Genomic DNA, 26,402 nt, shown 5'->3' on the forward strand with positions numbered 1-26,402 from the left:
GGAGTGTAAGATGGCCGAAATGGCGCAATATCTGACATTGGGGCTCGCTGGAGAAACCTTCGGCATTCCGATCCGCAACGTCCGCGAAATCCTCGACATGCGGCCGATCGCCCGCCTGCCGCATGCGCCCGAGTTCATGCTCGGCATGATCGATGTCCGCGGCGCGGGCTATCCGATCCTCGATCTGCGGCTGAAGCTCGATCTGCCCGCGGTGGCCGCCACCGAGGCGACACGGATCATTATTCTCGACGTTCCGATCGGCGACCGCATCGTCGGCGTCGGCTTCGTCGCCGACTGCGTTTACGAGGTAACCGGCATCGAGGAGAGCTCGCTGGAGCAGGTCCCGGATGTCGGCGGAAAATGGAAGTCCGACTACATCGCCGGCATCGGCCGTAAAGGCGAGCGCTTCGTCATCATCTTCGATCTGTCCAAGCTGATGGCGACCGCAAAGTTACCAGAGCACGAGTTGGCCATGGAGTCGTCCCGTGCGGCGTAGGTGATGAGTGAGTGGTGTCAGGCGTAACAACCCAATTCAACCGATCAATTCAGGTGCAAGAAAATGAGATTTACGGTCAAAGCTAAACTCGCGACGGGGTTCGGCATCGTCATTCTTCTGTCCGCCATCGCTGGCGCGCTCGCCTACGTCAAGCTGAGCGACATGGCGACGACGACGGAGGTGCTTTCTTCGGCGGCGGCGCGGCTGGACAAGGCCGGTCAACTCAAGGAAATGCTGCTACTTCAGATCCGCGCCGAGAAGAACTCGGTCATGGCGACCTCCGATAGTGAAGTCGATCGCTATGCGGGGGAGATCAACAATCTCCGCTCGAAGCTGCTGCAGACCAAGGATGAAATCTACGCAACAGCGACTGAGAACGGCAAGAAGATCCTCGACAAGTTCTCGGTCGTCTATCCGCGCGTGAACAGCAGTCAGGATCAGACGCTCCGCTTGGCGAAGTCGGACAAGGCGAAAGCGGTCGAGATGTCGACGACGGAGGTCCGCAAGGCGGTTTCCGAGTCGACGGCCATCCTCGACGACTACACCAACTACGTGCGCAAGACGATGACCGATCGGTCCGAACAGGCCAAGGAAGATGGTGCGCGCGCTCAGCTCATGCTGATCAGCCTCGTGATCGCCTCGCTGGTGATCGCCGTGATCGCCGCGATCTGGATTGCGATCAATATCAGCCGGGCGCTGGCTCGTGCGGTCGACCTCGCGGATTCGGTCGCGATCGGCGACCTCAGCAAGAAGATCGACGTCTCCAGCAACGACGAAATCGGCGATCTGGTGAAGTCGCTGAACGCGATGACCGCCAATCTGAATGCGACGGCGACCGTTGCCGATCAGATCGCGCAGGGCAACCTGACGGTCGATGCCAAGCGTCTGTCGGAGAAGGACACCCTCGGCATCGCGCTCGAGCAGATGGTCGAGAAGCTGCGCCAGATCGTGTCCGAAGCGCTGACCGCCGCGCAGAACGTCTCGGCCGGCAGCCAGGAGCTTTCCGCCAGCGCCGAGCAGCTCTCGCAGGGCGCGACCGAGCAGGCGTCGTCGGCCGAAGAAGCCTCCTCGTCGATGGAGGAGATGGCCGCCAATATCAAGCAGAACGCCGAGAACGCCAACCAGACCGAGAAGATCGCCGCGCAGTCCGCCAAGGATGCCGAAGCGAGCGGCGCCGCGGTCGGCCGTGCGGTCGAAGCGATGCGGACCATCGCGGAGAAGATCACCATTGTGCAGGAAATCGCCCGCCAGACTGATCTGCTGGCGCTAAACGCTGCGGTCGAAGCCGCCCGCGCCGGCGAACACGGCAAGGGCTTCGCGGTGGTGGCTTCGGAAGTGCGCAAGCTCGCCGAACGCAGCCAGGCCTCGGCGGCCGAAATCGGCTCGCTCTCGGGCGAGACCGTCAAGGTTGCCCAGGAAGCCGGCGAGATGTTGGCCAAGCTGGTGCCCGATATCAAGAAGACCGCCGAACTGGTCGAAGAGATCACGTCGGCCTGCCGCGAGCAGGACGTGGGCTCGTCGCAGATCAACCAGGCGATTCAGCAGCTCGACAAGGTCGGCCAGCAGAACGCCAGCGCTTCCGAGCAGGTCTCCTCGACCTCGGAAGAACTCGCCTCGCAGGCCGAACAGCTGCAATCGACGATCGCTTACTTCCGCATCGACGAAAGCGGCGCGCAGGTGCGCAGCGCGCCGCTCGACAAGGCGGTGAGCCAGCTCCGCAGCAAGGCCGCGCATATGGCGGCGGTAGATCGTGGACCGGCAAAGAAGCTCGTCGCGGCCAAGCCGCAGCGCCAGCTCAAGGCGGCGGGCGGCGGCGGTTTCGCCTTCGCGCTCGACGACGGCGAGGACGATCGCGACGCCGACTTCCAGCGCTGATCGAAGCTGGCCTTCGAAATCGATGTCATCGCGCTGTCTGAGGCGCGATGACATTCTGGTCCAGGCTCGACTACTCAGGACGACGGGTCAGCCGATCCGGTATCGCAGCCGTGCCGGCGCTTCGTCCCTCCTCACAAGATAAGTGAAAGCTGAATGCACGAAGTCAGGCGCCAGTTGTCGGATCGGCAATTCAAGTCGATCGCTGACCTGATCGAAGGGCAGGTCGGCATCAAGTTGCCGAACGCCAAGCGGCTGATGCTGGAAGGCCGGCTGTTCAAGCGCGTCCGGGCCCTCAAATTCGATGCGGTCGGCGACTACGTCGATCATCTGTCCGACGAAGATGCGCTCGAGAACGAGCTGACGCATCTGATCGACGTCGTCACGACCAACAAGACCGACTTCTTCCGCGAACCCCAGCATTTCGATTTCATCCGCCGCGTGGCCGTTCCCGATCTGCTGAGGCAGCACGGCCGGAAGTCGCGCGATCTCAAGGTCTGGAGCTCGGCGTGTTCCACCGGCATGGAGGCCTATACGGCCGCCATGGTGCTGGACGACATGATCCGTACCGGATCGCGTTTCCACTTCCGCATTCTGGGCACCGACATCTCGACCGCGGTGCTGCGCATCGCGACGTCGGCGATCTATCACCGCGACACCATCGAGCCGGTGCCCGAAGAATTTGCCAAGCGATACTTTCTCAAGGCGCGCGACCGTACCCGCACCGAGGTTCGCGTCGTGCCGGAACTGCGGCGCTTGACGAATTTCACCCGCATGAACCTGATGGACACCTCGTATCCGGTGGATCGCGATGTCGACATCATCTTCTGCCGGAACGTGCTGATCTACTTCGACCGCGACACTCAGCGCCGGGTGGTGCAGCGGCTCGCCTCGCATCTGCGCCCCGGCGGTTATCTGCTGGTGGGACATTCCGAATCGATGATCCACAGCGCGCTGCCGGAGTTAAGGCAGGTTCAACCAACGATCTTTAAGGTCTAGCCGGTGCGGCGAGTTCTGACCGGCTCGTGTGATCAGCATGCGGATAGCAGGGCTGGAGTTCGGCCCTTGCCCGATCGGTACGGCGAGTTCGAGATCTGAAGGGAACGCATTGTATGCCGAAGAAACCGATCAGCGTGCTCATCGTCGATGACTCCGCCTCGGTGCGTCAGATCCTGACCAACATCCTGAGCGAGGATCCCGAGCTCGTGGTGATGGGGACCGCATCTGATCCGTTCGTGGCGGCGCGCCGGCTGCAGGAAGAACTGCCCGACGTCATCATCCTCGACATTCAGATGCCGCGCATGGACGGCATCACGTTCCTGCGCAAGATCATGGCGCAGCGTCCGATCCCGGTGGTGATCTGTTCGTCGTTGACCCCCGAAGGGTCGGACCTGATGTTCGAGGCTTTCGAAGCCGGTGCGGTGGATATCGTGCCAAAGCCCCGGATCGATACGCGGCAGGCGCTGTGGGAAAGCTCCGGGCGACTGCGTGAGGCGGTCAAATCGGCAGCACGCGCGCGCGTTCGTCCGCGGGCGGCACGCCGTGTCATCGAGCAGAAACTCACTGCCGACGCCATCATCCCGCCGCCGGTGGCGACCAAGGCCCGGCCGACGACCGAGCGCCTTGTCTGCATCGGCGTGTCGACCGGAGGCACCGAGGCGCTGCACGACGTGCTTGAAGTCCTGCCGCCGAATTGCCCCGGCATTCTGATCGTGCAGCACATGCCGCAGGGCTTCACCGCGGCATTCGCCCGGCGTCTCAATTCCGGTTGCGCCATCAACGTCAAGGAAGCCGAGGACGGCGATCCCGTGCTGCCCGGCTGGGCCTATATCGCGCCGGGTGCTCGTCACATGCTGCTGCAGCGGACGGGGCTGCGCTACAGCATCGCCATCAAGGACGGTCCGCCGGTGTCCCGACATCGCCCGTCGGCCGACGTACTGTTCCGTTCCGCCGCGCAGCATGCCGGCGCCAACGCGCTCGGCATCATCATGACCGGAATGGGCGACGATGGCGCGCGCGGTCTGCTCGAAATGCGCAAGCTCGGAGCCACCACGCGCGCGCAGGACGAGGAAAGCTGCGTCGTGTTCGGCATGCCCAAGGAAGCGATCGAATGCGGCGCGGTGGAGAAGGTCGTGTCGCTGAGCCAGATTCCGCGAGAGATCATGATGTGGCAGCAGACCGGTCAGACGGTTCTGACGGATTGATGCAGTGACGTCATCCCATCATCAGCTCGCCGATGCGATTACCGCGATCGAGCAGGTCTCTTCCCGTATCGAAACGACGTTCGCCCATGTCGGAGGTCAACTCGGTCATGGCCACACGATCTTCCAGGGCCTCAACGAATCGCTCAGCGCGCTGTCGGGCGAGCTGTCGGGCGCCCAGATCGAGGGTGCCTCGGGCGCGCTGCAGGACATCGCACGGCGGCTGAACGATCTCGCCGAGGCATTGCCGGCGGAAAGCGCATTGCTCGATCGTCTGCGGATCACCGTGATCGAATCCGGCGGGCTGCTGAAGCAGCTGGCCAAGTATGTCGGCATGATCATGATCGTCGCGCGAAGCGCGAAGATCGAATCCGCTTCGCTCGATGGGGACCGTGGCGATTTCGTCGCCTTCACCCAGGAGGCTTTCGACCTCGGCAAGGCCGTACAGGTTTCGATCGAGGACTGCGCGCGCGACCAGCAATTGCTCGCGGCAGCGGTGGAAACCGCCTGGGGCCGGCAGACCGAATTCGAACGCCGCTATCGACCGCAACTCGGCGCATCGACCACCGAATTGCGATCGGCATTCGTGGATCTCGAGCGCCAGCGCAACAACAGCATTCATGTTGCCGATCTCGCCGGCGGCAGTGCGCGCAAGATCAGCGACGTGGTCGGCCGATCGATTGTGTCGCTGCAGGCCGGCGACAGCACGCGCCAGCGACTCGAGCATGTCTGCGAAGGGCTACAGCGTGTCGGGGACATCGGTCCCACCCTCGTTCCGGCGATGACGGCAGGCGGCTCGCTCGATCAGGTTATCGTGCAACTCGAAGCTGCGCAGTTGAAGGACGCCCAGCAGGAATTCGAGAGCGGCATCGGCGAGATCGTTCAGTCGTTTTCGACCATCATCTCCGAAGTGGCGTTGCTGATCGAGCGCGGCCGCTCGCTGCACGGCGGCAAGGACGGGGATTCCTCGTTCCTCGCGCGCGTCCGCGCGACTCTGGCTCAGGCTTCCAACCTGATCGCGATGTGCGAAGACGGCGGCCGGTCGATCGACGAAGCGCTGAGCGTGGTCGAGGGCACGCTGGTGAAATTCCGCGATGCGATCGCCAATCTCGCGGACTCCGTCATCGACATCACGCTGATCGGCATGAATGCGAGTCTCAAAGCCGGTCATCTCGGCGCCAAAGGTCGTGCCTTCGTCGTCATCGCCAACGAGATGAAGGTTACGGCGGACCACATGAGCGGCGTCGCCGTGAAACTCGAGCCGCTGCTGGTCGGGATCGGAAGCGCGGCGGATGAACTCAGGGCCACGCGCTCCCGGAATGAGCAGCACGAGCTGAGCAGCATGGAAGCCGAAATCCTGCAGGCCTTGCACGAGGTCGAGGCCGGCAACGACCGGCTCGGTGGCCTGATCTTACGCCTGGTCGAGGAGGGCGGCGAGTTCGATCGCGTGATGAATGGCGCGATGGATCAGATGGCGACGCTCGGCGTCGGCGTCTCCGCGCTGCCTGCCGTCGCGCAGCGGCTCGAAAGCGCGGCGGGCGATCTCGGGATCGTGGCGCTCGATCCCTCGGACGAGGCGGTGCTGGAGCAACTTCATGCCCGCTACACGATGGAGCGGGAACGAAATCAGCACCGCGAAGTGCTACGCCGCCTCGGCATCGCCACCAAGGAGCCGGCGCCGGTGGCCGAGGAGTGCGACTTCGAGCTGTTTTAAGGCGTGGTACGGCCCGCAGCGGTGAACTCGTCCATGCTCTTGCGCAGCCAGGAGAGGAAACTGCGCGCCTTGCGATTGAGCGGGCGTCCTTTGGGCCGCACCACATAGTGCGCCAGCTTTCGCTCGAAGGGCGCGTCGAACAGCGGCACCAGGGTTCCGTCTGCAATCTCGTTGCGCAGAAGGTGGATCTGGCCGATCGCGACGCCCACCCCCTCCGCGGCGGCCTGATATGTTAGGATCGACGACGAGAAGCTGATCTCGTTGCTCGACAGCAGATCGGTGCGGTTCACGGCAGCCAGCCAGTCGTGCCAGTCGGTGCGGCGATAATGGGAATGCAGCATTTGCACCTTCTTGAGATCATCGATCTCCACGAGCCGCGCGGCCTTGAGCAGCTTCGGACTGCACACCGGCTGTATGAGATCGGGAAACAGCAGTTCAGAAACGACACCGGGCCAATTGCCGTCGCCGAACTGGATAGCGAGATCGACGCGGTCCTTGGCGAAGTCGATCGGCGCGACGACGTTGCTGATGTTCAGTCGGATGTTCGGATGTGCGACGTGAAATGAGGGAAGTCGCTGGATCAGCCATTTCGACGCAAAGGTCGTGTAGACGCGGATCTTCAGCGGCTCGACCTTGCGGGTCTCCTTCAGCCGCGCTGCGGCGCCTCGGATAATGTGGAATGCGGGCGAGATCTCGCGCTGGAACTGTTCGCCCTCCGGCGTCAGCCGAATGCCCTGCTTGTCCCGCTCGAACAGGCGGACGCCGAGAAACTCTTCCAGCGTGCGGACCTGTCGGCTGATGGCCGGTTGGGTGACGCGCAGCTTCTCGGCCGCCTTGGTGAAACTGCTCAGCCGCGCTGCCACTTCAAATACGTGAAGTGGATTGAGCGGCGGCAGCCACTCTGACATCGGCACTTCCTTTTCGGACATCGCTGCGCCGCCTTCACATTACAAATTGTAATGCACAAATAACCGATGCACAGTTGCCGGTCCAGTCCGCCGCTGGGAAACAGAAGGTCACCTCGATCTGCGGCGGACCTATGGATTTCGAACTCACAGAAGAACAGCACGCCTTCGCCACCTCGGTCCGGCGCTTTGCCGAAGCTCATCTGAAGGATGGTGCGCTGGCGCGCGCCCACGATCCGCATTTCCCGTTCGAGACCGCGAAGTTGCTCGCCGAGCAGGGGCTGCTCGGCATCCCGTTCGATCCGGAGGATGGCGGCCAGGGCGGAACGCTGATGGATGCGGTGATCGCCATCGAGCAAGTTGCGGCGGTGTGCCCGCGCAGCGCCGATATCGTGCAGGCCGGCAATTTCGGTCCGATCCGCACCTTCGTGGAATACGCGACGCCGGAGCAGAAGGCACGATTCCTGCCCGACCTGCTGGCCGGGCGAAGCTGCATCAGCCTCGGCATGAGCGAACCCGACGCCGGCTCCGCCGCGACCGAACTGAAGACCACCGCGACGGCCGACGGCGATGGCTACATCATCAACGGCAGCAAGGTGTTCGGCACGCATAGTCCGGATGCGGCGGTTTATCTCGTCTATGTGCGGTTCGGGCCGGGCGTCGGCGGCATCGGTTCGGTGCTCGTCGAGCGCGGAACGCCGGGCTTCACTGTCGGCAAGCCGACTGCCTTCATGAGCGGCGAGCAATGGAGTCAGCTCTATTTCGAGAACTGCCGGATCCCCGCGGCGAACGTGTTGCTGGGGCTCGGCGGCTTCAAGAAGCAGATTTCCGGCTTCAACGTCGAACGGCTGGGCAACTCGGCGCGCTCGCTGGCGCTCGGCCGCCACGCGTTCAATCTGGCGCGCGAGCATGCGCTGATCCGCAAGCAATTCGGCCGGCCGCTGTGCGAATTTCAGGGCCTCCAGTGGAAGTTCGCCGACATGGCGCTGAAGCTGGAGTCCGCGCAACTGCTGCTGTATCGCGCTGCAAGCATCACCGAGGGATTGCCGTCGCCGTATCAGACCGCGATCGCCAAGCTCGCCTGCAATCAGGCCGGCTTCGACGTGGCCAATGAAGCGGTGCAGATCATGGGCGGGCTCGGCTACAGCCAGGAGTCGCTGGCCGAATACTGCATGCGCCGTACGCGCGGCTGGATGATCGCCGGCGGCTCCACTGAAATCCTCAAGAACCGGATTGCCGAGGACGTATTCGAGCGCCGCTTCGATCAGCGCGGAGCTGTGGCCCGTGCCGCCGAATAGCACGTCGACCTCGCGGCGTTGGGCGCAGGCGCTGCTGGCGCCGCGCAGCATCGCGCTTGTCGGCGCGTCCGATGATCTGTCCAAGACATCGTCGCGCCCGCTGCAATATCTGCGGCGCGCCGGTTACGAGGGCACGATCTATCCGATCAATCCGCGACGCGCGACGGTGCTTGGTGAGAAGGCTTGGCCGTCGCTCGACGCGCTGCCTGCGGTGCCGGATCACGCTTTCATTCTAACCCCGACAGACGACGCGATCGCCGCGGCCGAGACCTGTGCACGGCTTGGCATTCCGGTGGCAACCATTCTGGCTTCGAACTTCTCCGAAGGCGGTGAGGCGGGGCTCGCGCGAGTCGAGCGCCTGAAGGCGATCTGCGCGGCGAGCGGGCTGCGCATTCTCGGCCCATCCAGCCTCGGCGCTATCAACCTGCACAGCCACACCATCATCACCGCCAACGCGGCGTTCGCCGAAAGTGATCTCCCGCGCGGCGGCATCTTCGTCGCGTCGCACAGCGGCAGTCTGCTCGGCGGCCTGATCTCGCGTGGCAAGGCGCGCAACGTCGGTTTTGCCGGTCTGGTTTCGGTCGGCAATGAGATCGATCTCAGCCTCGGTGAGATCTGCGCTGCGACGTTGGATGATCCGAACGTGACCGGCTACATGCTTTTCCTCGAGAGCATCCGCCGCGCGCAGGATCTTCGCGACTTCGCCCTCGCAGCCGCCGAGCGCGGCAAGCCGGTTGTCGCCTACAAGCTCGGACGCTCCGCGGCAGCGGCCGAACTCGCCCTGTCGCACACCGGTGCGCTGGCCGGTGAGGATGACGTGGCCGCCGCATTTCTCGCCGATTGCGGCATCGCCCGCGTCCACAATTTCGAGACGCTGATCGAGACGCTGCCGCTGCTGCACAAGCTGCCGCCGCGTGCGGCGGGTCAACGAACTAGGCGCGTCGGCGTGGTCACCACGACCGGCGGCGGCGCCGCGATGGTGGTCGACGAACTTGGCATCCGCGATATCGAGGTCGTCAAGCCGAGCCACGCGACATTCGATCGCCTCGGCGAAGCCGGCGTGGCGGCGCAGCACGAGCGCATCATCGATCTGACGCTGGCCGGGACGCGCTACGAGGTGATGAACGCCGCATTGGACACGATGCTCGCTGCGCCGGAGTTCGACGTCGTCGTTGCCGTCACCGGATCGTCCGCGCGCTTCCAGCCGGAGCTCGCCGTCAAGCCGGTCATCGACAGCGCCGGCTCGGCAAAGCCGCTGGTTGCGTTCGTGGTCCCGGAAGCACCCGACGCGCTGGGAATGCTCACCCAGGCCGGTGTACCCAATTTCCGTACGCCGGAGAGCTGCGCCGATGCGATCAGCGCGGCTCTGCTGCGGCGGCAGCCGCGGCGTGAACCGCCGTTGCGAACCGCGCCCCAACGCGCGACGCGTCAACTCGATGAGTTGGAGGCGTATCGGCTGCTCGATCGGCTCGGAATCGCTCATGCACCGGCTGTCGCGGTCGACGTCGGCGCCGAGTCCGTCGACTTGCCGTTCGCCTATCCGGTCGCGGTGAAGCTGCTGTCGTCCGACATCGCGCACAAAACCGAGGTCGGTGGCGTCGTTCTCAACGTTGCCGATGAGGCCGGCGTGACGCTGGCTGCCAACAGGATCGCCGCGAGCGTTGCGGCGCATCAGCCTGGCGCCGCGTTGAAGCGGGTGCTGGTGCAACCGATGACGTCGGGTCTCGGCGAGATGCTGCTCGGCTACCGGGTCGATCCGGAGGCCGGTCCGATCGTCCTGCTCGCGGCCGGCGGCATCTTCACCGAGATCTATCGCGACCGCAGCATCCGGCTGGCGCCGGTCGATCTCGACGCAGCGCGCGAGATGATCGACGAACTGGCGATCACGCGCGTGTTCCGCGGCTTCCGCAACAAGCCACACGGCGATCTCGAGGCGCTGGCGCAGGCGATCGTTGCGTTGTCGCGGCTGGCGGTCGATGAAGACGTTCACGTGCGCGATGCCGAGATCAACCCCCTGATCATCAACGAGGTGGGAGGCGGCGTCGTCGCAGTCGATGCGCTCGTGGCGCTCGCGGACAAGGAGGACACATGATCGAAGACCTGACATCCAGGGTCAACGCGGACGAGATGCTTGTGAAGCGCGGCCGCTTTCTGTCGACAACATGGCTGCTCGCGGTCGGTTCGACCGATTGGCTGGTGACGATTGCCGAGGGCCGCATCGTCTCCGTCACGCGCGGTCCGTTCGTGATGCCGTCCTGGTCGTTCGCGCTACGTGCGTCCGAGGAGGAGTGGGCGCAGTTCTGGGCAGCGAAACCACGGCCGGGCTCGCACGACCTGATGGCGCTGATCAAGCGGCGCACGCTCAAGGCCGAGGGCAATCTGCAGATCTTCATGGCCAACCTGCGCTACTTCAAGGAAGCGCTCACCAAACTGCGTGCGACCGGAGCCTCGGCATGACCGTCTCGTTCGAGCCCGTCATCGGGCGCTATCTCAATCTCGACCTGTTCGGCCGTCCGCATCGCGTCTATGTGGAGGAGGCCGGCACCGGCACGCCGCTGCTGTGCCTGCACACCGCGGGCGCCGACGGTCGGCAATATCGCGCGCTGATGAACGACGCGCGGGTCACCGCCAAGCATCGCGTCATTGCCTTCGATATGCCCTGGCACGGCAAGTCGTCGCCGCCGGCCGGCTGGCACAACGAAGAGTATCAACTCACCTCGGCGCAATACACCGGCATGATCCTGGAGATCATGACGGCGCTGGAGCTCGATCGGCCGATCGTGATGGGTTGCTCGATCGGCGGCCGCATCGTGCTGCATCTGGCGCTTGAGCATCCCGAACGCTTCCGCGCCATTATCGGCCTGCAGGCCGGCGCACATGTCGACCCGTACTACGATCTCAACTTTCTTCACCGGCCGGACGTGCACGGCGGCGAAGTCTGCGCCGCGATCGTTTCGGGTTTGGTCGGCCCGGATGCGCCTGACAAGGAGCGCTGGGAGACGCTGTGGCACTACATGCAGGGCGGCCCGGGCGTATTCAAGGGCGACCTGTACTTCTACAAGCAGGATGGCGACATCCGCGATCGCGTCGCGCAGATCGACACGAAAAAATGCCCGCTGTTCCTGTTGTCCGGCGAGTACGACTATTCGTGCACGCCCGAAGAGACGCTGGCCGTTGCGCGCAGCATCCCGGGCAGCAGCGTCTCGATCATGAAGGGCCTCGGCCATTTCCCGATGAGCGAAGATCCCGAGGCGTTCCTCGGTCATCTGCTGCCGGTTCTCGCGGCTATCAAGTAAGCGGCGGGCGCTTTCGCGCCTGCTCAAAAAACACAAAGGGAGGATTCGAATCGTGAAGCTGCAAACCTGTCTGGTAACCGCCGCCATGCTGATGTCGGTGGCGTCGGCCTCAGCCGAAATCTCCAACGGTACCGTCAAGATCGGCGTGCTCACCGACATGTCCGGGCCCTATGCGGACAACGTCGGCGCCGGCTCGGTGCTGGCTGCCAAGATGGCGGTCGAGGATTTCGGCGGCAAGGCAGCCGGCATGCCGGTCGAAGTGATCTCCGCCGACCATCAGAACAAGGCGGATATCGGTCTCGCGCTGGCGCGCAAGTGGTACGACACCGAGGGTGTCGACACCATCACCGAAGTGGTGTCGTCGGGCGTGGCGCTGGCCGTACAGCAATTGTCGCGCGAGAAGGACAAGGCGTTCCTGGCCACCGGTCCGGGCACGCCGGATCTGACCGGCAAGGCGTGCTCGCCGGTCGGCGTCCACTGGGCCTACGACAACTACGCGCTGGCCAACGTCGCGACGGCTCCGCTGGTGCAGAAAGGCCTGAAGAGCTGGTACTTCCTCACGGCGGATTACAGCTTCGGCCAGGCGCTCGAAGCCGAGGCCACCAAGGTGATCGTCGCCAATGGCGGAACCGTGCTGGGGTCCTCGAAGCATCCGCTGAACTCCTCCGATTTTTCGTCCTATCTGTTGCAGGCGCAGGCCTCCAAGGCACAGGTGATCGGCCTCGCCAATGCGGGCGCCGACATGATGACGGCGCTGAAGCAGGCCAACGAATTCGGCCTCACCTCGGGCGGGCAGAGCATTGCGGCGCTGCTGGTCAATCTGCCTGATATTCACGCGCTCGGACTCAACAGCGCCAAGGGCCTGATCTTCGCCGACAGTTTCTATTGGGATGCAAACGACAAGACGCGCGAATGGAGCAAGCGTTTCATGGCGCGGTTCGGCGGTAAGGCGCCGGGCAGCCTCCAGGCTGCCGTTTACGGTGCAGTGACGCATTATCTCAAGGCGGTCGACGCCACCAAGAGCGATGCCGGCTCGGTAGTGGTCGCGGAAATGAAGAAGATGCCGATCAACGACTTCTACACGACCAATGCGACGATCCGGGAGGACGGCCGCGTCATCCGCGACATGTATCTGCTGCAGGTGAAGCAGCCGTCGGAGTCGAAGTATCCGTGGGACTATTACAAGATCCTGTCCACGGTTCCGGGCGACAAGGCGTTCCGTCCGCTCAAGGACGGGAACTGTCCGCTGGTGAATGCGGCGAAGTAATCGCTTCCTTTGATACACGGGGCCGGCCGACGCGGACAACGCGCCTGCCGAAAGAGGAGACCGGCGGTGATCGATTATCCCGTGCTGCGCCTGTTGATCGACGGTCGATGGCGCGATGCCGCCGGGCGCGACACCGAGCCGGTGTTGAACCCGGCGACCGGCGCGGTGCTCGGCGAACTGCCGCACGCGACGGCGGCCGATCTCGACGAGGCGCTGGCTTCTTCCGCGCGCGGGCACGAGCTCTGGCGCAAGATGTCGACGGTCGATCGTGGCCGAATCCTGCAGCGGACCGCCGCGTTGATCGAACAGCATCGTGAGCACATCGCCAGTCTGATCACGCTTGAACTCGGCAAGCCGATCGCCGAGGCGCGGGTGGAGGTCGACACCGCGGCCGGCATCTTCGCCTGGAATGCTGAAGAAGGCCGGCGTGCCTATGGACGCGTGATCCCGTCCCGCACCCCCGCCATTCAGCAGATGGTGGTGCGCGAGCCGCTCGGCCCGATCGCGGCCTTCGCGCCCTGGAATGCCCCTGCGATTACGCCCGCGCGCAAGATTAGCAGCGCACTTGCCGCGGGCTGCTCCGTCGTCATCAAGCCTTCGGAGGAAACGCCTGCGACCGCGCTGGCGATCGCCGAGTTGCTGCAGGAGGCGGGGCTACCGGCCGGGGTGCTCAACGTCGTGTTCGGCAATCCTGCAATGATTTCGAACGTGCTGGTCGGCTCGCCGATCATGCGCGGCATCACCTTCACCGGCTCGACCGCGATCGGCAAGCAACTCGGCGCGCTGGCGGTGCAGACGATGAAGCGGATGACGCTCGAACTCGGCGGTCACGCGCCGGTGGTGATCTTCGGCGACGTCGATCCGGAGGCGGCGGCGATCTCGGCGGTGACGGCGAAGTTCCGGAATTCCGGTCAGGTCTGCACCTCGCCGACGCGCTTCTTCGTGCACGAATCGATCCACGACCGCTTCGCCGCCAAGTTATCGGAGCTCGCCGATGGTCTTGTGGTCGGCGATGGCTTTGCTGGGACGACCAAGATGGGGCCGCTGGCGAACGCCCGTCGGGTGGAGGCGATGGAGCGCTTCGTCGAGGATGCGCGATCGCGGAGCATTGCGGTTTCGGCTGGCGGCACGCGGTGTGGCGAGCGCGGGTTCTTCTTTAGGCCGACGGTGCTGACGCAGGTTGATCAGGATTGCTTGGCTTCGAACGTCGAGCCGTTCGGACCGCTCGCGGTGACCGTCCCGTTCGGGACGCGCGAGGATGCGATCGCGCTCGCCAACCGGCTGCCATTCGGCTTGGCGTCTTATGTGATGACCAATGATCTGCGCAACGCGGCCGCGATGGCCGAGGGCATCGTCGCCGGCAACGTGATCATCAACCATTGGCAGGCGTCGCTGCCGGAGACGCCATTCGGCGGCTTCAGGGATAGCGGCGTCGGCACGGAAGGCGGCATCGAAGGCCTGCAGGACTTCCAGTCGATCAAATACGTCAGCCAGTTCTCCGGCTAACAAGGCGCTACTCCCATCGCTATGGAACTTCAAACGTCTCTGTGCGGTTGACGCGCGCGCCGTAGCCGCGTGCGCTTGTCGAACAGGGCAGCCGTGAAGATCGCGACGTTCAACATCAACAACGTCAACAAGCGGCTGCCCAATCTGCTGGCGTGGCTGCGTTCGGCCAAGCCCGACATCGTTTGCTTGCAGGAACTGAAGGCAACGCAGGACGACTTTCCCGAAGACGCGCTACGCAGGGCCGGCTACTCCGCCGCGTGGGTCGGACAGAAGAGTTGGAATGGCGTCGCCATCCTGGCGCGCAAGGCCGAGATCGTCGTGACGCGAAGGCGGTTGCCGGGCGATCCGAAGGACAGCGAAGCCCGCTACATCGAAGCGGCCGTGTCGGGCGTGATCGTTGCGTCGCTTTATGCGCCCAACGGCAATCCGCAGCCTGGGCCGAAGTTCGCCGCCAAGCTTGCCTGGATGAAGCGGCTGAATCGTCATGCCGCCAAGCTGTTGAAGAGCGGCGCGCCGGTGGTTCTGGCAGGCGACTACAACGTCGTGCCGACGCTAGCAGATATCTATCCGACCAAGTCGTGGACGAAGGATGCGCTGGTGCAGCCGGAGCCGCGCGAGCTGTTTGCCGTGTTACTGAAGCAGGGCTGGACCGATGCGCTGCGGGCGATGCATCCCGATCAGGTGCCCTATACGTTCTGGACCTACTGGCGTAATCGGTTCGAGCAGGACAAGGGGCTGCGGATCGACCACCTGCTGCTCGACCCAAGTCTCGCGGCGCGATTGAAGCGCGCCGGCGTCGATCGCAAGGTGCGTGCTGCGCCCGAGGCGAGCGACCACGCTCCAGCGTGGATCGTGCTCGATTAGAAAGCTAACCGGTGGCGCGGGCCGGCGAATCTTGCGCGACGAGTTCGGCGGCAAGTTGTTCGATCGTCTTGCGCTGCTCCATCGCCATCCGCCGTAGCAGCGCGAAGGCCGCCGGCTCGGGTAGCCCTTGCGCGTGCATGATCTGAACCAGCGCCGCAAGCACCACGCGCCGCGCTCGCATGCGCGCATCCATTTTGCTGAGCTGCTGCTTCAATTCGGTGGTCCGGGCGACACGCTCGAACGCCATCACCACGGCGGCGTAGATGCCGGCGGAGCGCAGCGGCTTGACCAGGAACGACGCCGGATCGAGGTCGAGCACTAACTTCAGCCGACTCGGCGTTTCAGTGCCGAGCAGAACGATCACGGCGCAACCCTCCGGCAGCGCGGAATGGCCCGCGCCGGCGATCGGGAGATGATCGTCGTCGATCAGCGCGATGTCGGCGGAACACGCAGGTGCTTCGCCCGGCACCCAGGTTGCGATTTCGATGCCGAGACGATCGAATTGCCGGCGGACGATCGTGGCGTCGCGCTCGTCCTTGATGGCGAGGAGGGCTTTGCGCCCGCGGAGGGAAAACGACGACGGTTTGCTCATTTGACGATCCTCAGGTGAGGCGCATTCGGAATCCGCGCGTCTTTCGACGGTCGGACTGCGACATCGAGTTGCGACAAATAAGGGTCGGGCTTCACGGGAGCTTCAGCCTCCCAGAAGATATCGAACTGTCCCTCTGCATTCGATACGGCCAGACGCGGCGTAAGGGCGCAGTGATTGTTGTCGCCGTCGATCCAAACCGGGCCTTGCGGTGAGTCGTAGCGATGGCCGGCTGCCGCCCGACGCACTTCGGCGACATTCGCCGTTCCGGCGCGCTGGATCGCCCGTGCCAGCAGAAACACCGCGACGTAAGCGGACTGTCCGTCGACCGACGGACTGCTGTCGTCGCCGTAGCGCGACTTCCAGCGGGCCACGAAGGCGCGGTTTTCCGGAAGGCGGATACTTTCAAAATAGGCGGAGGAGGTGATGCATCCCGCACCGGCCGAACCGACGATTTTCAGCTCCGGTTCGCACAGGCTGCAACTGAGCATCGGAATGTTAAGGCCGTCGGTCGCCGCATGGAACGCCCGGATAAAATCGTAGCTGGAGCTGCCAACCAGCGTGTTGAACACGATGGGCGGGCGTTTGCGTACGATCTCGTCTACGATGTGGCCGACCCGGCTTTCGCCAAGTTCGAGCAGCCGCTCCGCCACGATGCGCCCGTCGGATGCGGTGACCAACTCGCGGGTGACGCGATTGGTTTCCCACGTCCAGACGTAGTTGGAGCCGACGCAAAACAACTGTCGCGAGAGATTGTCCAACACGTAACGCACCAACGGCACCACGTTGTGATTCGGCGAGGCGCCCACATACATCACGTTGTCGGAGCATTCGAAGCCTTCGTAGCGGGCCGGATACCACAGCAGGCGCTCGGTGCGCTCAACGATCGGGAGCACCTGCTTGCGCGCCGCCGACGTGTAGCAGCCGACGATGTGATCGACCCCGACATTGCGAATCAAGTCGTCGCACGCGGTGTGATATTCGTTCAGCACGCCGCCGGGATCGCGCACGTGCGTCGCGAAGGAGAAATCGAAGTCCGCACTGCCGTTGACCTCGTCGATCGCCATCAGCGCCGACTTGAGGATCTCGCGTCCCATCGCCTGATACGGGCCAGACCGCGACGACAGGATTCCGATCGGGATCGATGGTTTCGACATGGATAATGAATGCTCGCTCAGAACGTGTATGAGATCATCAAGGTCATGAACTGATCAAGTATAGCTTTGCTGATTTGCTGCGCAGCACTCGTTTAGGATTTGTGCACGCTCACGCGTTGACAGGGTGAACCTCTCCAACTTAGACTTTCGTTGTCGGGTGACAATCGAACCGAGCTCGAATTTGGCCGACGACGTCCGAATTCGAGCATGAACGCAGCGTTCGACTAACCGCCCACACGATAGACCATAGCCGCGGCATTCGAGCCATTCGCGCCTCACTTCGAGGAGCGGGTGGCTTTTTTCGTTTGCCGCTCGAAATCAATTGGCGGCGCGGGCGCGTCGTCAGAACGCTGCTGCATGCCTGGTGAAAGCCGCGGCAATGCTCGCACATCTGGGAGTGAACGCCGTGGGGACGACGGATCTTCATTATCGAGGACTTCTCGAAGTCGGACGCGATATCCAGGCGAAGAAGCTGTCTCCTGTCGAAGTCACCGAAGCGATGCTGCAACGCATCGGGAAGGTCGATGGCGCGCTGAAGAGCTATGCGCATGTATCGCCTGAATCGGCTCTGGCAGAGGCGGCGATAGCTGAGAAGGAAATCGCTGCCGGCAAAGTGAAGGGACCGCTGCATGGCGTGCCCATTGCCGTGAAGGATCTGTGCTGGGTCAAGGGCATGCCCGCGGCGCACGGCATGCCGATCCACCGCGATTTCATGCCGAGCGAGGATGCGACCGTTGTGGTTCGTCTTAAGCAGGCCGGCGCCATCATCCTCGGCAAATTGCAGCAAACCGAAGGCGCCTACGCCGATCATCACCCCAAGATCGATCCGCCCAAAAACCCCTGGGATAAGGAACTGTGGTCTGGCGCGTCGTCGAGCGGGTCAGGCTCGGCGACTGCCGCTGGCTTGTGCTTCGGCTCGCTCGGCACCGACACAGGCGGGTCGATCCGTTTTCCGTCGGCGGCGAACGGCATCACTGGGCTGAAGCCGACGTGGGGCCGCGTCAGCCGTTTCGGCGCATACGAACTTGCCGCAACGCTCGATCACATCGGCCCGATGGCCCGCAGGGCGATCGATTGCGGCGCGATGTTGAGCGTCATCGCTGGTGCCGATCCGAAGGACACCACGGCGGTGCCGTTGTCGGTGCCTGACTACACGGCAAATCTGTCCGGCGACATGAAGGGCATGGTGATCGGCATCGATCGTCGCTGGACCACGGAAGGAACCGACGAGGCCGCGGTCAAAGTGCTCGACGATGCGCTGCGTGTCGCCAAGGACCTCGGCGCGACCATCAAGGATATCACCTTCCCGGACGCGCAAGCGGTGACCAACGATTGGTTTCCGCTGTGCGGCATCGAAGCGGCGGTCGCGCACGAAGCGACCTATCCGGCGCGCAAGGATGAATATGGTCCCGGGCTCGCCGGTCTGCTCGATCTCGGCCTGCAGCAATCGGGCACGGACTATCAGAAGATCGTGCTGAGGCGCGAAGCGTTCCGCGGCGCCGTGCGGGCGCTGTTCGAGACAGTGGATCTCATTGCGGTGCCGGCGCAGGCCTATGCGGCGCCGACGCTCGCCAAAATGGCGTCACTTGGCGAAGACCCGTCGCTGATCGGCGGCCTGCTGCGTTTCACCTGTCCGTTCGACATGACCGGCAGCCCGACCATCACGCTGCCCGGCGGCTTCGCGCCGAACGGCGGTCCGGTCGCGTTTCAATTTGTCAGCCGTCACTTCGACGAAGCGCGGCTCGTCGCCGCCGGCGACGCCTTCCAGCGCGCCACCGACTGGCACACGCGCCATCCGTCTCTGTGAGATTCGAGGAGTTCATATGTCATCCGAAGATTGGCTGAAGAGTTCGATCATGGCGGCGCGCGGCGTCGCAAAAGGGGCGACCGGGACGACGCATAGTCTGACCATCGAACAGCAGGGGCCGTTCCACTACGTCTATGGTCCGTACGCAAAGCCGACGCTGTCGATCGAGCCGGGCTCGGTCGTCGTGGTCGAAACCGAGGATGCGTTCGGCGGCGTCATCACCAGCGAGACCGACAGCCCGACCGCGAAGCTGAACTTCCCCTATCTCAATCCGCAATGCGGGCCGATCGCCGTCAAGGGCGCCAAGAAGGGCGATTGCCTCGCCATCTACATCCGCGACGTCGAGACCCGCGGCGAGCAGCCGGCCGGCACCACCTGCATCATGCCTGAGTTCGGCGGCCTGGTCGGCACCGCCGCGACCGCGCTGCTCAACCCGCCACTGCCGGAGCGCGTCAAGAAGCTTCATGTCGATCGCAACGGCGTGAAATGGAGCGACAAGATTACGCTGCCCTACGAGCCGTTCATCGGCACCATCGGTGTGTCGCCGGAGATCGAGGCGATCTCGTCGCTGCAGCCGGACTATCACGGCGGCAATATGGATCTACCCGACGTCGCGCCCGGCGCGGTGATCTATTTCCCCGTGCACACCGACGGCGGCATGCTCTATGTCGGCGACTGCCACGCCACGCAGGGCGACGGCGAATTGTCGGGCGTCGCACTCGAGCAGCGCGCCACCGTGACGCTGCAGGTCGATCTGATCAAGGACTGGAGCTTCGCCTGGCCGCGGCTGGAGACGAAGGACTTCATCATGACGATCGGCAGCGCGCGCCCGCTCGAAGACGCGGCCCGCATCGCCTATCGCGAGCTCACGCGCTGGATGGCGGCCGACTACGGCTTTGATGAGATCGACGCATACATGCTGCTCAGCCAGGCCGGGCGCATTCGCCTCGGCAACATGGTCGACCCCAAATACACGATGGGCGCGTCGATCCTGAAGAAATATCTCGCGACTTGATTCGAGCTTTCACGCACCGGCTTCATCACAGGGGACGATCAGAGATGCAAACTAAACATCTGCTCCGCACCGCCTTGCTCGGCCTCGCGCTCGGCGCAGCCGCGCCGGTTGCCGCATTGGCGGCCGATCCGCCGCTCAAGGTCGGCCTGCTCGAAGATATCTCCGGCGATCTCGCGTTCATGGGGATGCCGAAGCTGCACGGCTCGCAGCTCGCGGTCGAGGAAATCAACAAAAGCGGCGGCATCATGGGCCGCCAGATCGAGCTGATCCATCTAGATCCGCAGGGCGACAACGCGCGCTATCAGGAATTCGCCCGCCGCCTGCTCAACCGTGACAAGGTCGACGTGCTGATCGGCGGCATCACTTCGGCGTCGCGCGAAGCCGTGCGCCCGATCGTCGACCGCACCACCACGCCGTATTTCTACACCAACCAGTATGAAGGCGGCGTTTGCGACGCCAGCATGATCAGCATGGGCGCGGTGCCCGAGCAGCAGTTCTCGACCTTGATCCCGTGGATGGTCGAGAAGTTCGGAAAGAAGGTCTACGTCATCGCCGCGGACTACAATTTCGGCCAGATCTCAGCGGAGTGGAACCGCAAGATCATGAAGGATCTCGGCGGCGAAGTCGTCGGCGAGGAGTTCATCCCGCTCGGCGTTTCGCAGTTTGCCCAGACCATCCAGAACATCCAGAAGGCGAAGCCCGACTGGTTGCTGACCATCAATGTCGGCGCCGCGCAGGATTCGTTCTTCGAACAGGCCGCCGCCGCCAATCTCAATCTGCCGATGGGCTCTTCGATCAAGGTGATGCTCGGCTTCGAGCACAAGCGCTTCAAGCCGCCGGCACTCAACAACATGCACGCCACCGCCAACTGGTTCGAGGAAATCGATACGCCCGAAGCCAACGATTTCAAAAAGCGCTGGCACGCCAAATTCCCCGACGAGATGTACATCAACGACATGGGCTACAACGCCTATAACGCGCTCTACATGTACAAGACGCTGGTGGAAAAGGCGAAGTCGACCAAGCTCGAAGACCTGCGCAAAGTCATCGCCACCGGCGACGCCTGCATCGATGCGCCGGAAGGCAAGGTCTGCATCGATCCGAAGAGCCAGCACACCTCGCACCGCATGCGGCTGATCTCGGTCGGACCCAAGCACGAGGTCAAGGTGGAAAAGGACTACGGCACGATCCAGCCGTACTGGCTCGGCGAGATCGGCTGCGATCTCACCAAGAAGAACGACAAGGATCAGTACACGCCGAGCCATCTTCCGAAGAAGTCTTGAGCTCGATCATGATGGCCCTCGTCACGCATCACGGCATCGAACTTGCAAGAAATGATCGAGGCTGAACGCGTGACCGACCACAAGCACCTCGGCGCCGCTCTGCGGCGGCGCCGATCCTCGCAACCAGGAGACCTCGATGTCGGCTGAAGTGTTCTCGGTCTTCTATCAGTTCGCCGACGTCTTCGCCTTTCTGATCCTCTCGGCCGCCGGCCTCGCCATCGTGTTCGGCATGATGGGCGTGATCAACATGGCCCACGGCGAGTTCATCATGTGCGGCGCCTACGTCACCGTGGGGCTGGTCAATCTCGGCGTGCCGCTTCCGATCGCGCAGATCGCCGCCGCGATCACGGCGGGGCTGATCGGCGTCGTCGTCGAATATTTCATCGTCCGCCGCTTCTACAAGCGTCCGCTGGATTCGTTGCTCGCGACCTGGGGCCTCAGTCTGATCGTCACGCAGTCGATGTTGCTGATCGTCGGCTCGTCGGTGCGCGGCATCGGCACGCCCGAGGGCAATTTCGCGATCGGCGCCTACACGTTCTCGACTTATCGACTGGTGTTGTTCGGCGCCGCGGTCGCGGTGCTGGCCGGGCTCTATGTGGTGTTCATGAAAACCCGGTTCGGCGTGATCGCGCGCGCGACGATGCAGAATGCCGCGATGGCGCGGGCGCTCGGCGCACGCACCGGGCGCATCTACGCGATCAGTTTCGGCATCGGCGCGGGGCTCGCGGGCCTGTGCGGCGCGCTGTATGCGCCCACCATGACGCTGATCCCGACGATGGGCGCGACCTTCGTGGTCGAGAGTTTCGTGACCGTGGTGATCGGCGGCGCCAACGTGCTGCTCGGGACCGCGCCGGCGGCGCTGCTCTTGGCCGCGATCCGGATGACGCTGAATGCGAGCTACGGCCAGATCATTGGCCAGATCGGCATGCTGGTCGCCGTCATCCTGATCATCCGGGTGCTGCCGGAAGGGCTGTCCAGCGTGCTGGCGCGGCGCGGACGTTGAGCGGAGAGAGATGATGTTCAAACTGCTCGAAGGTCCGCAGACGTTGGGGCGCGGCCGCGTATTCTGGGGCTGCTTCGTCGCTATCTTGGCGGGTGCTCTTATCTATCCGTTGTTCGCCGACTCCTACGACGTCGGCAACTTCTCCTACTTCCTGATCTGGATCTTCATGGCGCTCGGCCTGTGCCTGATGTGGGGCTATGGCGGCATGCTGTCGTTTGGCCAGACGCTGTTCTTCGGCATCGCCGGCTATTCCTATGGCGTGCTGGCCATCAACATGGGCGGCGGCACCACGACGATCGCGGCGCTGCTGCTGTCGGTCGTGGTGGCGATGATCGCCGCCGGCATCCTCGGCTATTTCATGATCTGGGGCGGCATCAACGGCATCTTTTTCGGCATCGTCACGCTGTCGGCGACGCTGGTGCTGGCGTTCTTCCTCGGCCAGACGGCCGGGCCGGAGTGGCACATCGGCGACGCGCGGCTCAACGGCTTCAACGGCATGAAGGGAATGGACCCGCTGGCAATCGGCGACCTCTATATCGAGGGCTCGGCGCTGTATTACGTGATGGTCGCGTTGATCGTGGTCGTCTATCTGGCGCTGCGCATGCTGGTGAATTCCGGCATCGGCAACGTCATCGTCGCTACCCGCGAAAATCCGCAGCGCGCCGAAATGCTCGGCTACGATGTCCGCAAATATCAGCTGTTGACCTTCGTGCTCGGCAGCGGCCTCGCTGGGCTCTCGGGCGCGCTGTACACCTCGTGGGGCCAGTTCATCACGCCGTCGAGCATCGGCTTGCCGGCCGCGGCGATGCCGATCGTCTGGGTGGCGTTCTCCGGGCGCAGCGATCTCACGGCGACGCTGGTCGGCTCCTTCCTGCTGCTGTTCGGCTTCCAGACCATCACGGTCTATAGCCAGCAAGCCGCTCTGGTGCTGATGGGTGCGCTGCTGCTCGCCACCGTGATGGCGGCGCCGCAGGGCTTCGTGCTCGGCATCGGCAAGTTCGTCGCGGATCGGTTGAGCGGCCGCGGCAAACGAACTGCGGTCACAGATCTGCCGACACAATCCAACCTCAAGACCGACGAGGCCTGATCATGTCCCTCGTCGAAGTCAAAGGCGTTACCAAGCGCTTCGGCGGTCTCACCGCGGTGTCCGACGTCGACCTCACCGTGAAGGCCGGCGAGGTGCATTGCCTGATTGGGCCGAACGGCGCCGGAAAGAGCACGCTGTTCAAGCTGATCGTCGGGCTGTTTCCGCCGACCGCCGGCAGCATCCTGTTCGACTCGGTCGATGTCACCGCCGAGCGGCCGTTCGCCCGCGTTCAGCGCGGCATGAGCATCAAGATGCAGGCGCCGAGCGTGTTCAAGGAGCTGCCGGTGCGGCAGAACATCCAGATCGCGCTGCAGGACCGGGTCTCCGGCACCGAGCGTGCGGCCGAGGAGCAGCGCCTGCTCGAACTGCTCGGCCTTGCCGCCGATGCTAACAAAATGGCGGGCGCGTTGTCGCACGGCCAGCAGCAATGGCTGGAAATCGGCATGGCGCTGGCGCTGCGCCCGCAACTGCTGCTGCTCGACGAGCCGACCGCCGGCATGTCCCCGGAAGAAACCTACAAAACCGGCGAGCTGATCAAGTCGTTCAACGCCGAGGGCATGACGGTGCTGGTGGTGGAGCACGACATGGCGTTCGTGCGCCAGATCGCGCAACGCGTCACCGTGCTGCATCTCGGCAAGATCTTTGCGCGCGGCAGCCTCGACGAGATTCTCAATGACGAGCAAGTCGCCGAAATCTATCTCGGAAAAACCCATGCTCACTAATCAGGTGCCGGCCGATCGCATTCTCGACGTCAGCGGCCTATGGGCCGGCTACGGCGCCACGCCGATCCTGCAGGGCGTCGACATGACGGTGTATCGTGGCGAGATCGTCGGCGTGATCGGCCGTAACGGCGTCGGCAAGTCGACGTTGATGCGCTGTATCATCGGCCTGCTCGACTCTTGGCGCGGCTCGATCAGTTTTCAGGGGCGCGACATCACGCCGTTGCAGGCGGACGCGCGGGCGCGCGCCGGATTCGGCTATATCCCGCAGGGGCGCGACGTCTTCCCGCAGATGACAGTCGAGGAGAATTTGCAGGTCGGCGAACTGATCGGCGGGCCGAAAGGCAAGAAGCTGCCCGAGCTGGTCTACGAGTACTTCCCGCGGCTGAAGGAGCGGCGCAAGCAGGCGGCCGGCACGATGTCGGGCGGCGAGCAGCAGCAGCTGGCGATCGGGCGAGCGCTGATCGGCAATCCGGCACTGATGATCCTGGACGAGCCGTCCGAAGGCATTCAGCCCTCGATCGTGCAGCATATTTGCGAGGCGCTGAAGTCGTTCCGAGATGAGCTCGGTACCACCATCGTATTCGTCGAGCAAAATCTCGACACCATCCTGGCGATCGCGCAGCGCTGCTACATCATGGAAAAGGGCCGCATCACCCATTCGCTGGTCGGCGACGACGTCAACGAGGACAAGGTGCGGGCGCAACTGCTGCTGTAAGCCGCGGGCGCGTCGAAGAATTGTATCAGTGCGTGCGGCGGCACGTTTGGAGAGGGAGTGTGAGATGGATCTGGGATTGAAGGGCGCGAAAGTGCTGGTCACCGGCGGCACCAAGGGTATCGGCCGTGCGGTCGCCGAAACCTTCGCGGCCGAGGGCGCTGACGTCGGGATTTGCGCCCGCAACGCGGCCGAAGTCGACGCGACCATTACGGCGCTGAAAGCGAAGGACGTTGCGGCCTTCGGTGGCGCGGTGGATGTCGCGAACGGTCCCGCCTTGAAGGCGTGGGTTGCCGACATGGCGAGTAAGCTCGGTGGCGTCGATGTGATCGTCGCCAATGTCAGCGCGCTGGCGATTGGGCAGGACGAAGAGAGCTGGGAGAAGGAATTCGCCACCGACATGATGGGCACGGTGCGGCTGGTCGATGCGGCGATGCCGTATCTGGAAAAGAGCAGCGCCGGCGCGATCGTCACCATCTCCAGCGTGTCGGGCCGTGAAGTCGATTTCGCCGCCGGCCCCTACGGCACCTTCAAGGCCGCGATCATTCACTACACGCAAGGCCTCGCCTATCAGCTCGCCGCCAAGAACATCCGCGCCAATTCGGTGTCGCCGGGCAATACGTACTTTGAAGGCGGTGTCTGGAATCAGATCAAGGACGGCAATCCGGAACTGTACAACGCCGCGCTGGCGCTCAACCCGACCGGGCGCATGGGCACGCCGCAGGAAATGGCTAACGCCGTCGTATTCCTCGGCAGCAAGGCGGCGAGCTTCATCACCGGGACGAACCTGGTGGTGGACGGCGCGCTCACCAAGGGTGTGCAGTTCTAGTCGCGCATCCGGACGGCCACGCCGAAGTGGTGTGAACGCCTCTCCCCGTCATTGCGAGCGAAGCGAAGCAATCCAGCGCAGTGCACGGAGCTGGATTACTTCGTCGCGGAGCCTGTCCTCGGACGGCGCGAAGCGCCGATCCGGGGGCTCCTCGCAATGACGTGCGGAGAGGCCGAAGGGCAGCCGGTCGTTAAATGAGAGGCGTCGCGGGGGCCGTCCGTGGCGCAAGAGGAAACGCACCCAACAACAAGGCGTCAACAATGACCGCAGAGCTGCATTACAAATCGATCACCGAACTCTCCGACCTCTATCGCCGCAAGGAGCTGAAGCCGTCGGAGGTGACGCAGGCGACGCTCGAGCGCATCGGGCAGTTCGACAAGCGCTTCAACGCCTACATGACGGTACTGGGCGATCGCGCGCTGCAGCAGGCCCAGAAGGCGGACGACGAGATCGCCAAAGGCATCGATCGCGGCCCGCTGCACGGCGTGCCGATCGGGCTGAAGGACCTGTGCTACACGACGTTCGCGCCGACCGGCGGCGGCACCATGATCCACGCCAAGTTCGTGCCGTCCTACAACGCGACCGTGGTCGACCGGCTCGAGCTCGGCGGTGCGATTTCGATCGGCAAGCTGAAGATGACCGAGGGCGCCTACACCAGCCATCACCCGGACGATGCCGCGCCGCTCAATCCATGGAGCCTTGATCACTGGGTCGGCTCGTCGTCCAGCGGCTCGGGCGTCGCCACGTCAGCGGGCCTGTGCTACGGCGCGATCGGCAGC

Annotated in this window: 24 protein-coding genes; 21 read left to right on the top strand and 3 right to left on the bottom strand. The window is 63.9% G+C overall.

Going from position 1 to position 26,402, the window contains the following annotated elements; genetic code table 11:
- Positions 1-10 precede the first annotated feature (10 nt).
- The 5 genes from ACOJTD_RS21880 (at position 11) to ACOJTD_RS21900 (ending at position 6,283) form a co-directional block, all read left to right on the top strand.
- Positions 11-496 carry a chemotaxis protein CheW gene (locus tag ACOJTD_RS21880; RefSeq protein WP_420134966.1) on the top strand — a complete coding sequence of 162 codons (486 nt, stop codon included), beginning with the start codon at positions 11-13 and terminating at the stop codon, positions 494-496.
- Between the two features lie 63 nt (positions 497-559).
- Positions 560-2,371, top strand: a complete 1,812-nt coding sequence (locus ACOJTD_RS21885; protein ID WP_420134967.1) for a methyl-accepting chemotaxis protein — start codon at positions 560-562, stop codon at positions 2,369-2,371.
- A 153-nt stretch (positions 2,372-2,524) separates the two neighbouring features.
- Complete coding sequence (locus tag ACOJTD_RS21890; protein ID WP_420134968.1) at positions 2,525-3,367, top strand: CheR family methyltransferase; 843 nt, start codon at positions 2,525-2,527, stop codon at positions 3,365-3,367.
- A gap of 113 nt (positions 3,368-3,480) precedes the next feature.
- A complete protein-coding gene (locus ACOJTD_RS21895) occupies positions 3,481-4,572 on the top strand; it encodes a protein-glutamate methylesterase/protein-glutamine glutaminase (protein WP_420134969.1) in 1,092 nt (363 codons plus the stop codon).
- A 4-nt stretch (positions 4,573-4,576) separates the two neighbouring features.
- Positions 4,577-6,283, top strand: a complete 1,707-nt coding sequence (locus tag ACOJTD_RS21900; RefSeq protein ID WP_420134970.1) for a chemotaxis protein — start codon at positions 4,577-4,579, stop codon at positions 6,281-6,283.
- Here the strand turns inward: ACOJTD_RS21900 and gcvA are convergent.
- Positions 6,280-7,191 (bottom strand): transcriptional regulator GcvA, encoded by a 912-nt coding sequence (gene gcvA, locus ACOJTD_RS21905; RefSeq protein WP_420134971.1) that lies wholly within the window; start codon positions 7,189-7,191, stop codon positions 6,280-6,282. The two genes, ACOJTD_RS21900 and gcvA, sit on opposite strands and share 4 nt — an antisense overlap.
- 74 nt (positions 7,192-7,265) lie before the next feature.
- Here gcvA and ACOJTD_RS21910 point away from each other — a divergent pair, with 74 nt between their 5' ends.
- The 7 genes from ACOJTD_RS21910 to ACOJTD_RS21940 all read left to right on the top strand — a co-directional run bounded on the left by ACOJTD_RS21910 (position 7,266) and on the right by ACOJTD_RS21940 (position 15,419).
- Positions 7,266-8,486 (top strand): acyl-CoA dehydrogenase family protein, encoded by a 1,221-nt coding sequence (locus ACOJTD_RS21910; protein ID WP_420134972.1) that lies wholly within the window; start codon positions 7,266-7,268, stop codon positions 8,484-8,486.
- Entirely contained in the window at positions 8,473-10,578 is a 2,106-nt protein-coding gene (locus ACOJTD_RS21915) for an acetate--CoA ligase family protein (protein WP_420134973.1), read from the top strand. Before ACOJTD_RS21910 ends, ACOJTD_RS21915 begins: the two co-directional genes overlap by 14 nt.
- Positions 10,575-10,943 carry a hypothetical protein gene (locus ACOJTD_RS21920; protein ID WP_420134974.1) on the top strand — a complete coding sequence of 123 codons (369 nt, stop codon included), beginning with the start codon at positions 10,575-10,577 and terminating at the stop codon, positions 10,941-10,943. The genes ACOJTD_RS21915 and ACOJTD_RS21920 overlap by 4 nt, the downstream gene beginning before the upstream one ends.
- Positions 10,940-11,782, top strand: a complete 843-nt coding sequence (locus ACOJTD_RS21925; RefSeq protein WP_420134975.1) for an alpha/beta fold hydrolase — start codon at positions 10,940-10,942, stop codon at positions 11,780-11,782. The genes ACOJTD_RS21920 and ACOJTD_RS21925 overlap by 4 nt, the downstream gene beginning before the upstream one ends.
- Before the next feature lie 52 nt (positions 11,783-11,834).
- Complete coding sequence (locus ACOJTD_RS21930) at positions 11,835-13,049, top strand: ABC transporter substrate-binding protein (RefSeq protein ID WP_420134976.1); 1,215 nt, start codon at positions 11,835-11,837, stop codon at positions 13,047-13,049.
- Positions 13,050-13,115: 66 nt separating this feature from the next.
- Positions 13,116-14,555, top strand: coding sequence for an NAD-dependent succinate-semialdehyde dehydrogenase (locus ACOJTD_RS21935; protein ID WP_420134977.1), 1,440 nt, complete (start codon positions 13,116-13,118; stop codon positions 14,553-14,555).
- Positions 14,556-14,648: 93 nt separating this feature from the next.
- Positions 14,649-15,419 (top strand): exodeoxyribonuclease III, encoded by a 771-nt coding sequence (locus tag ACOJTD_RS21940; protein WP_420134978.1) that lies wholly within the window; start codon positions 14,649-14,651, stop codon positions 15,417-15,419.
- Positions 15,420-15,423: 4 nt separating this feature from the next.
- Here ACOJTD_RS21940 and ACOJTD_RS21945 read toward each other — a convergent pair whose 3' ends face one another.
- Together ACOJTD_RS21945 and ACOJTD_RS21950 are read right to left on the bottom strand one after the other, a co-directional pair.
- Positions 15,424-16,011 (bottom strand): ANTAR domain-containing response regulator, encoded by a 588-nt coding sequence (locus ACOJTD_RS21945; RefSeq protein ID WP_420134979.1) that lies wholly within the window; start codon positions 16,009-16,011, stop codon positions 15,424-15,426.
- Complete coding sequence (locus ACOJTD_RS21950; RefSeq protein ID WP_420134980.1) at positions 16,008-17,165, bottom strand: transporter substrate-binding domain-containing protein; 1,158 nt, start codon at positions 17,163-17,165, stop codon at positions 16,008-16,010. The genes ACOJTD_RS21945 and ACOJTD_RS21950 overlap by 4 nt, the downstream gene beginning before the upstream one ends.
- A gap of 406 nt (positions 17,166-17,571) precedes the next feature.
- On the opposite strand from ACOJTD_RS21950, the gene ACOJTD_RS21955 reads away from it, so the two are divergent.
- The 9 genes from ACOJTD_RS21955 to ACOJTD_RS21995 form a co-directional block, all read left to right on the top strand.
- Positions 17,572-18,972, top strand: a complete 1,401-nt coding sequence (locus ACOJTD_RS21955) for an amidase (protein WP_420134981.1) — start codon at positions 17,572-17,574, stop codon at positions 18,970-18,972.
- Between the two features lie 16 nt (positions 18,973-18,988).
- Positions 18,989-19,987 carry an acetamidase/formamidase family protein gene (locus tag ACOJTD_RS21960; protein ID WP_420134982.1) on the top strand — a complete coding sequence of 333 codons (999 nt, stop codon included), beginning with the start codon at positions 18,989-18,991 and terminating at the stop codon, positions 19,985-19,987.
- 44 nt (positions 19,988-20,031) lie between these two features.
- The gene (locus ACOJTD_RS21965) at positions 20,032-21,270 is read left to right on the top strand and encodes an urea ABC transporter substrate-binding protein (RefSeq protein WP_420134983.1); all 1,239 of its coding nucleotides are present in this window, start codon (positions 20,032-20,034) and stop codon (positions 21,268-21,270) included.
- A 136-nt stretch (positions 21,271-21,406) separates the two neighbouring features.
- The gene (locus ACOJTD_RS21970; RefSeq protein ID WP_420134984.1) at positions 21,407-22,273 is read left to right on the top strand and encodes an ABC transporter permease subunit; all 867 of its coding nucleotides are present in this window, start codon (positions 21,407-21,409) and stop codon (positions 22,271-22,273) included.
- A gap of 13 nt (positions 22,274-22,286) precedes the next feature.
- A complete protein-coding gene (locus tag ACOJTD_RS21975) occupies positions 22,287-23,360 on the top strand; it encodes a branched-chain amino acid ABC transporter permease (RefSeq protein ID WP_420134985.1) in 1,074 nt (357 codons plus the stop codon).
- A 2-nt stretch (positions 23,361-23,362) separates the two neighbouring features.
- The gene (locus ACOJTD_RS21980) at positions 23,363-24,082 is read left to right on the top strand and encodes an ABC transporter ATP-binding protein (RefSeq protein ID WP_420134986.1); all 720 of its coding nucleotides are present in this window, start codon (positions 23,363-23,365) and stop codon (positions 24,080-24,082) included.
- On the top strand, positions 24,072-24,797 hold the full coding sequence (locus ACOJTD_RS21985) for an ABC transporter ATP-binding protein (protein WP_420134987.1): 726 nt from the start codon (positions 24,072-24,074) through the stop codon (positions 24,795-24,797). The genes ACOJTD_RS21980 and ACOJTD_RS21985 overlap by 11 nt, the downstream gene beginning before the upstream one ends.
- A 64-nt stretch (positions 24,798-24,861) precedes the next feature.
- Complete coding sequence (locus ACOJTD_RS21990; protein ID WP_420134988.1) at positions 24,862-25,623, top strand: SDR family NAD(P)-dependent oxidoreductase; 762 nt, start codon at positions 24,862-24,864, stop codon at positions 25,621-25,623.
- A 260-nt stretch (positions 25,624-25,883) separates the two neighbouring features.
- On the top strand, positions 25,884-26,402 hold a 519-nt coding region (locus tag ACOJTD_RS21995; RefSeq protein WP_420134989.1), incomplete at its 3' end, for an amidase family protein.

Origin of the sequence: Rhodopseudomonas sp., from assembly GCF_048594845.1 — a bacterium.
GTDB lineage: Bacteria > Pseudomonadota > Alphaproteobacteria > Rhizobiales > Xanthobacteraceae > Rhodopseudomonas.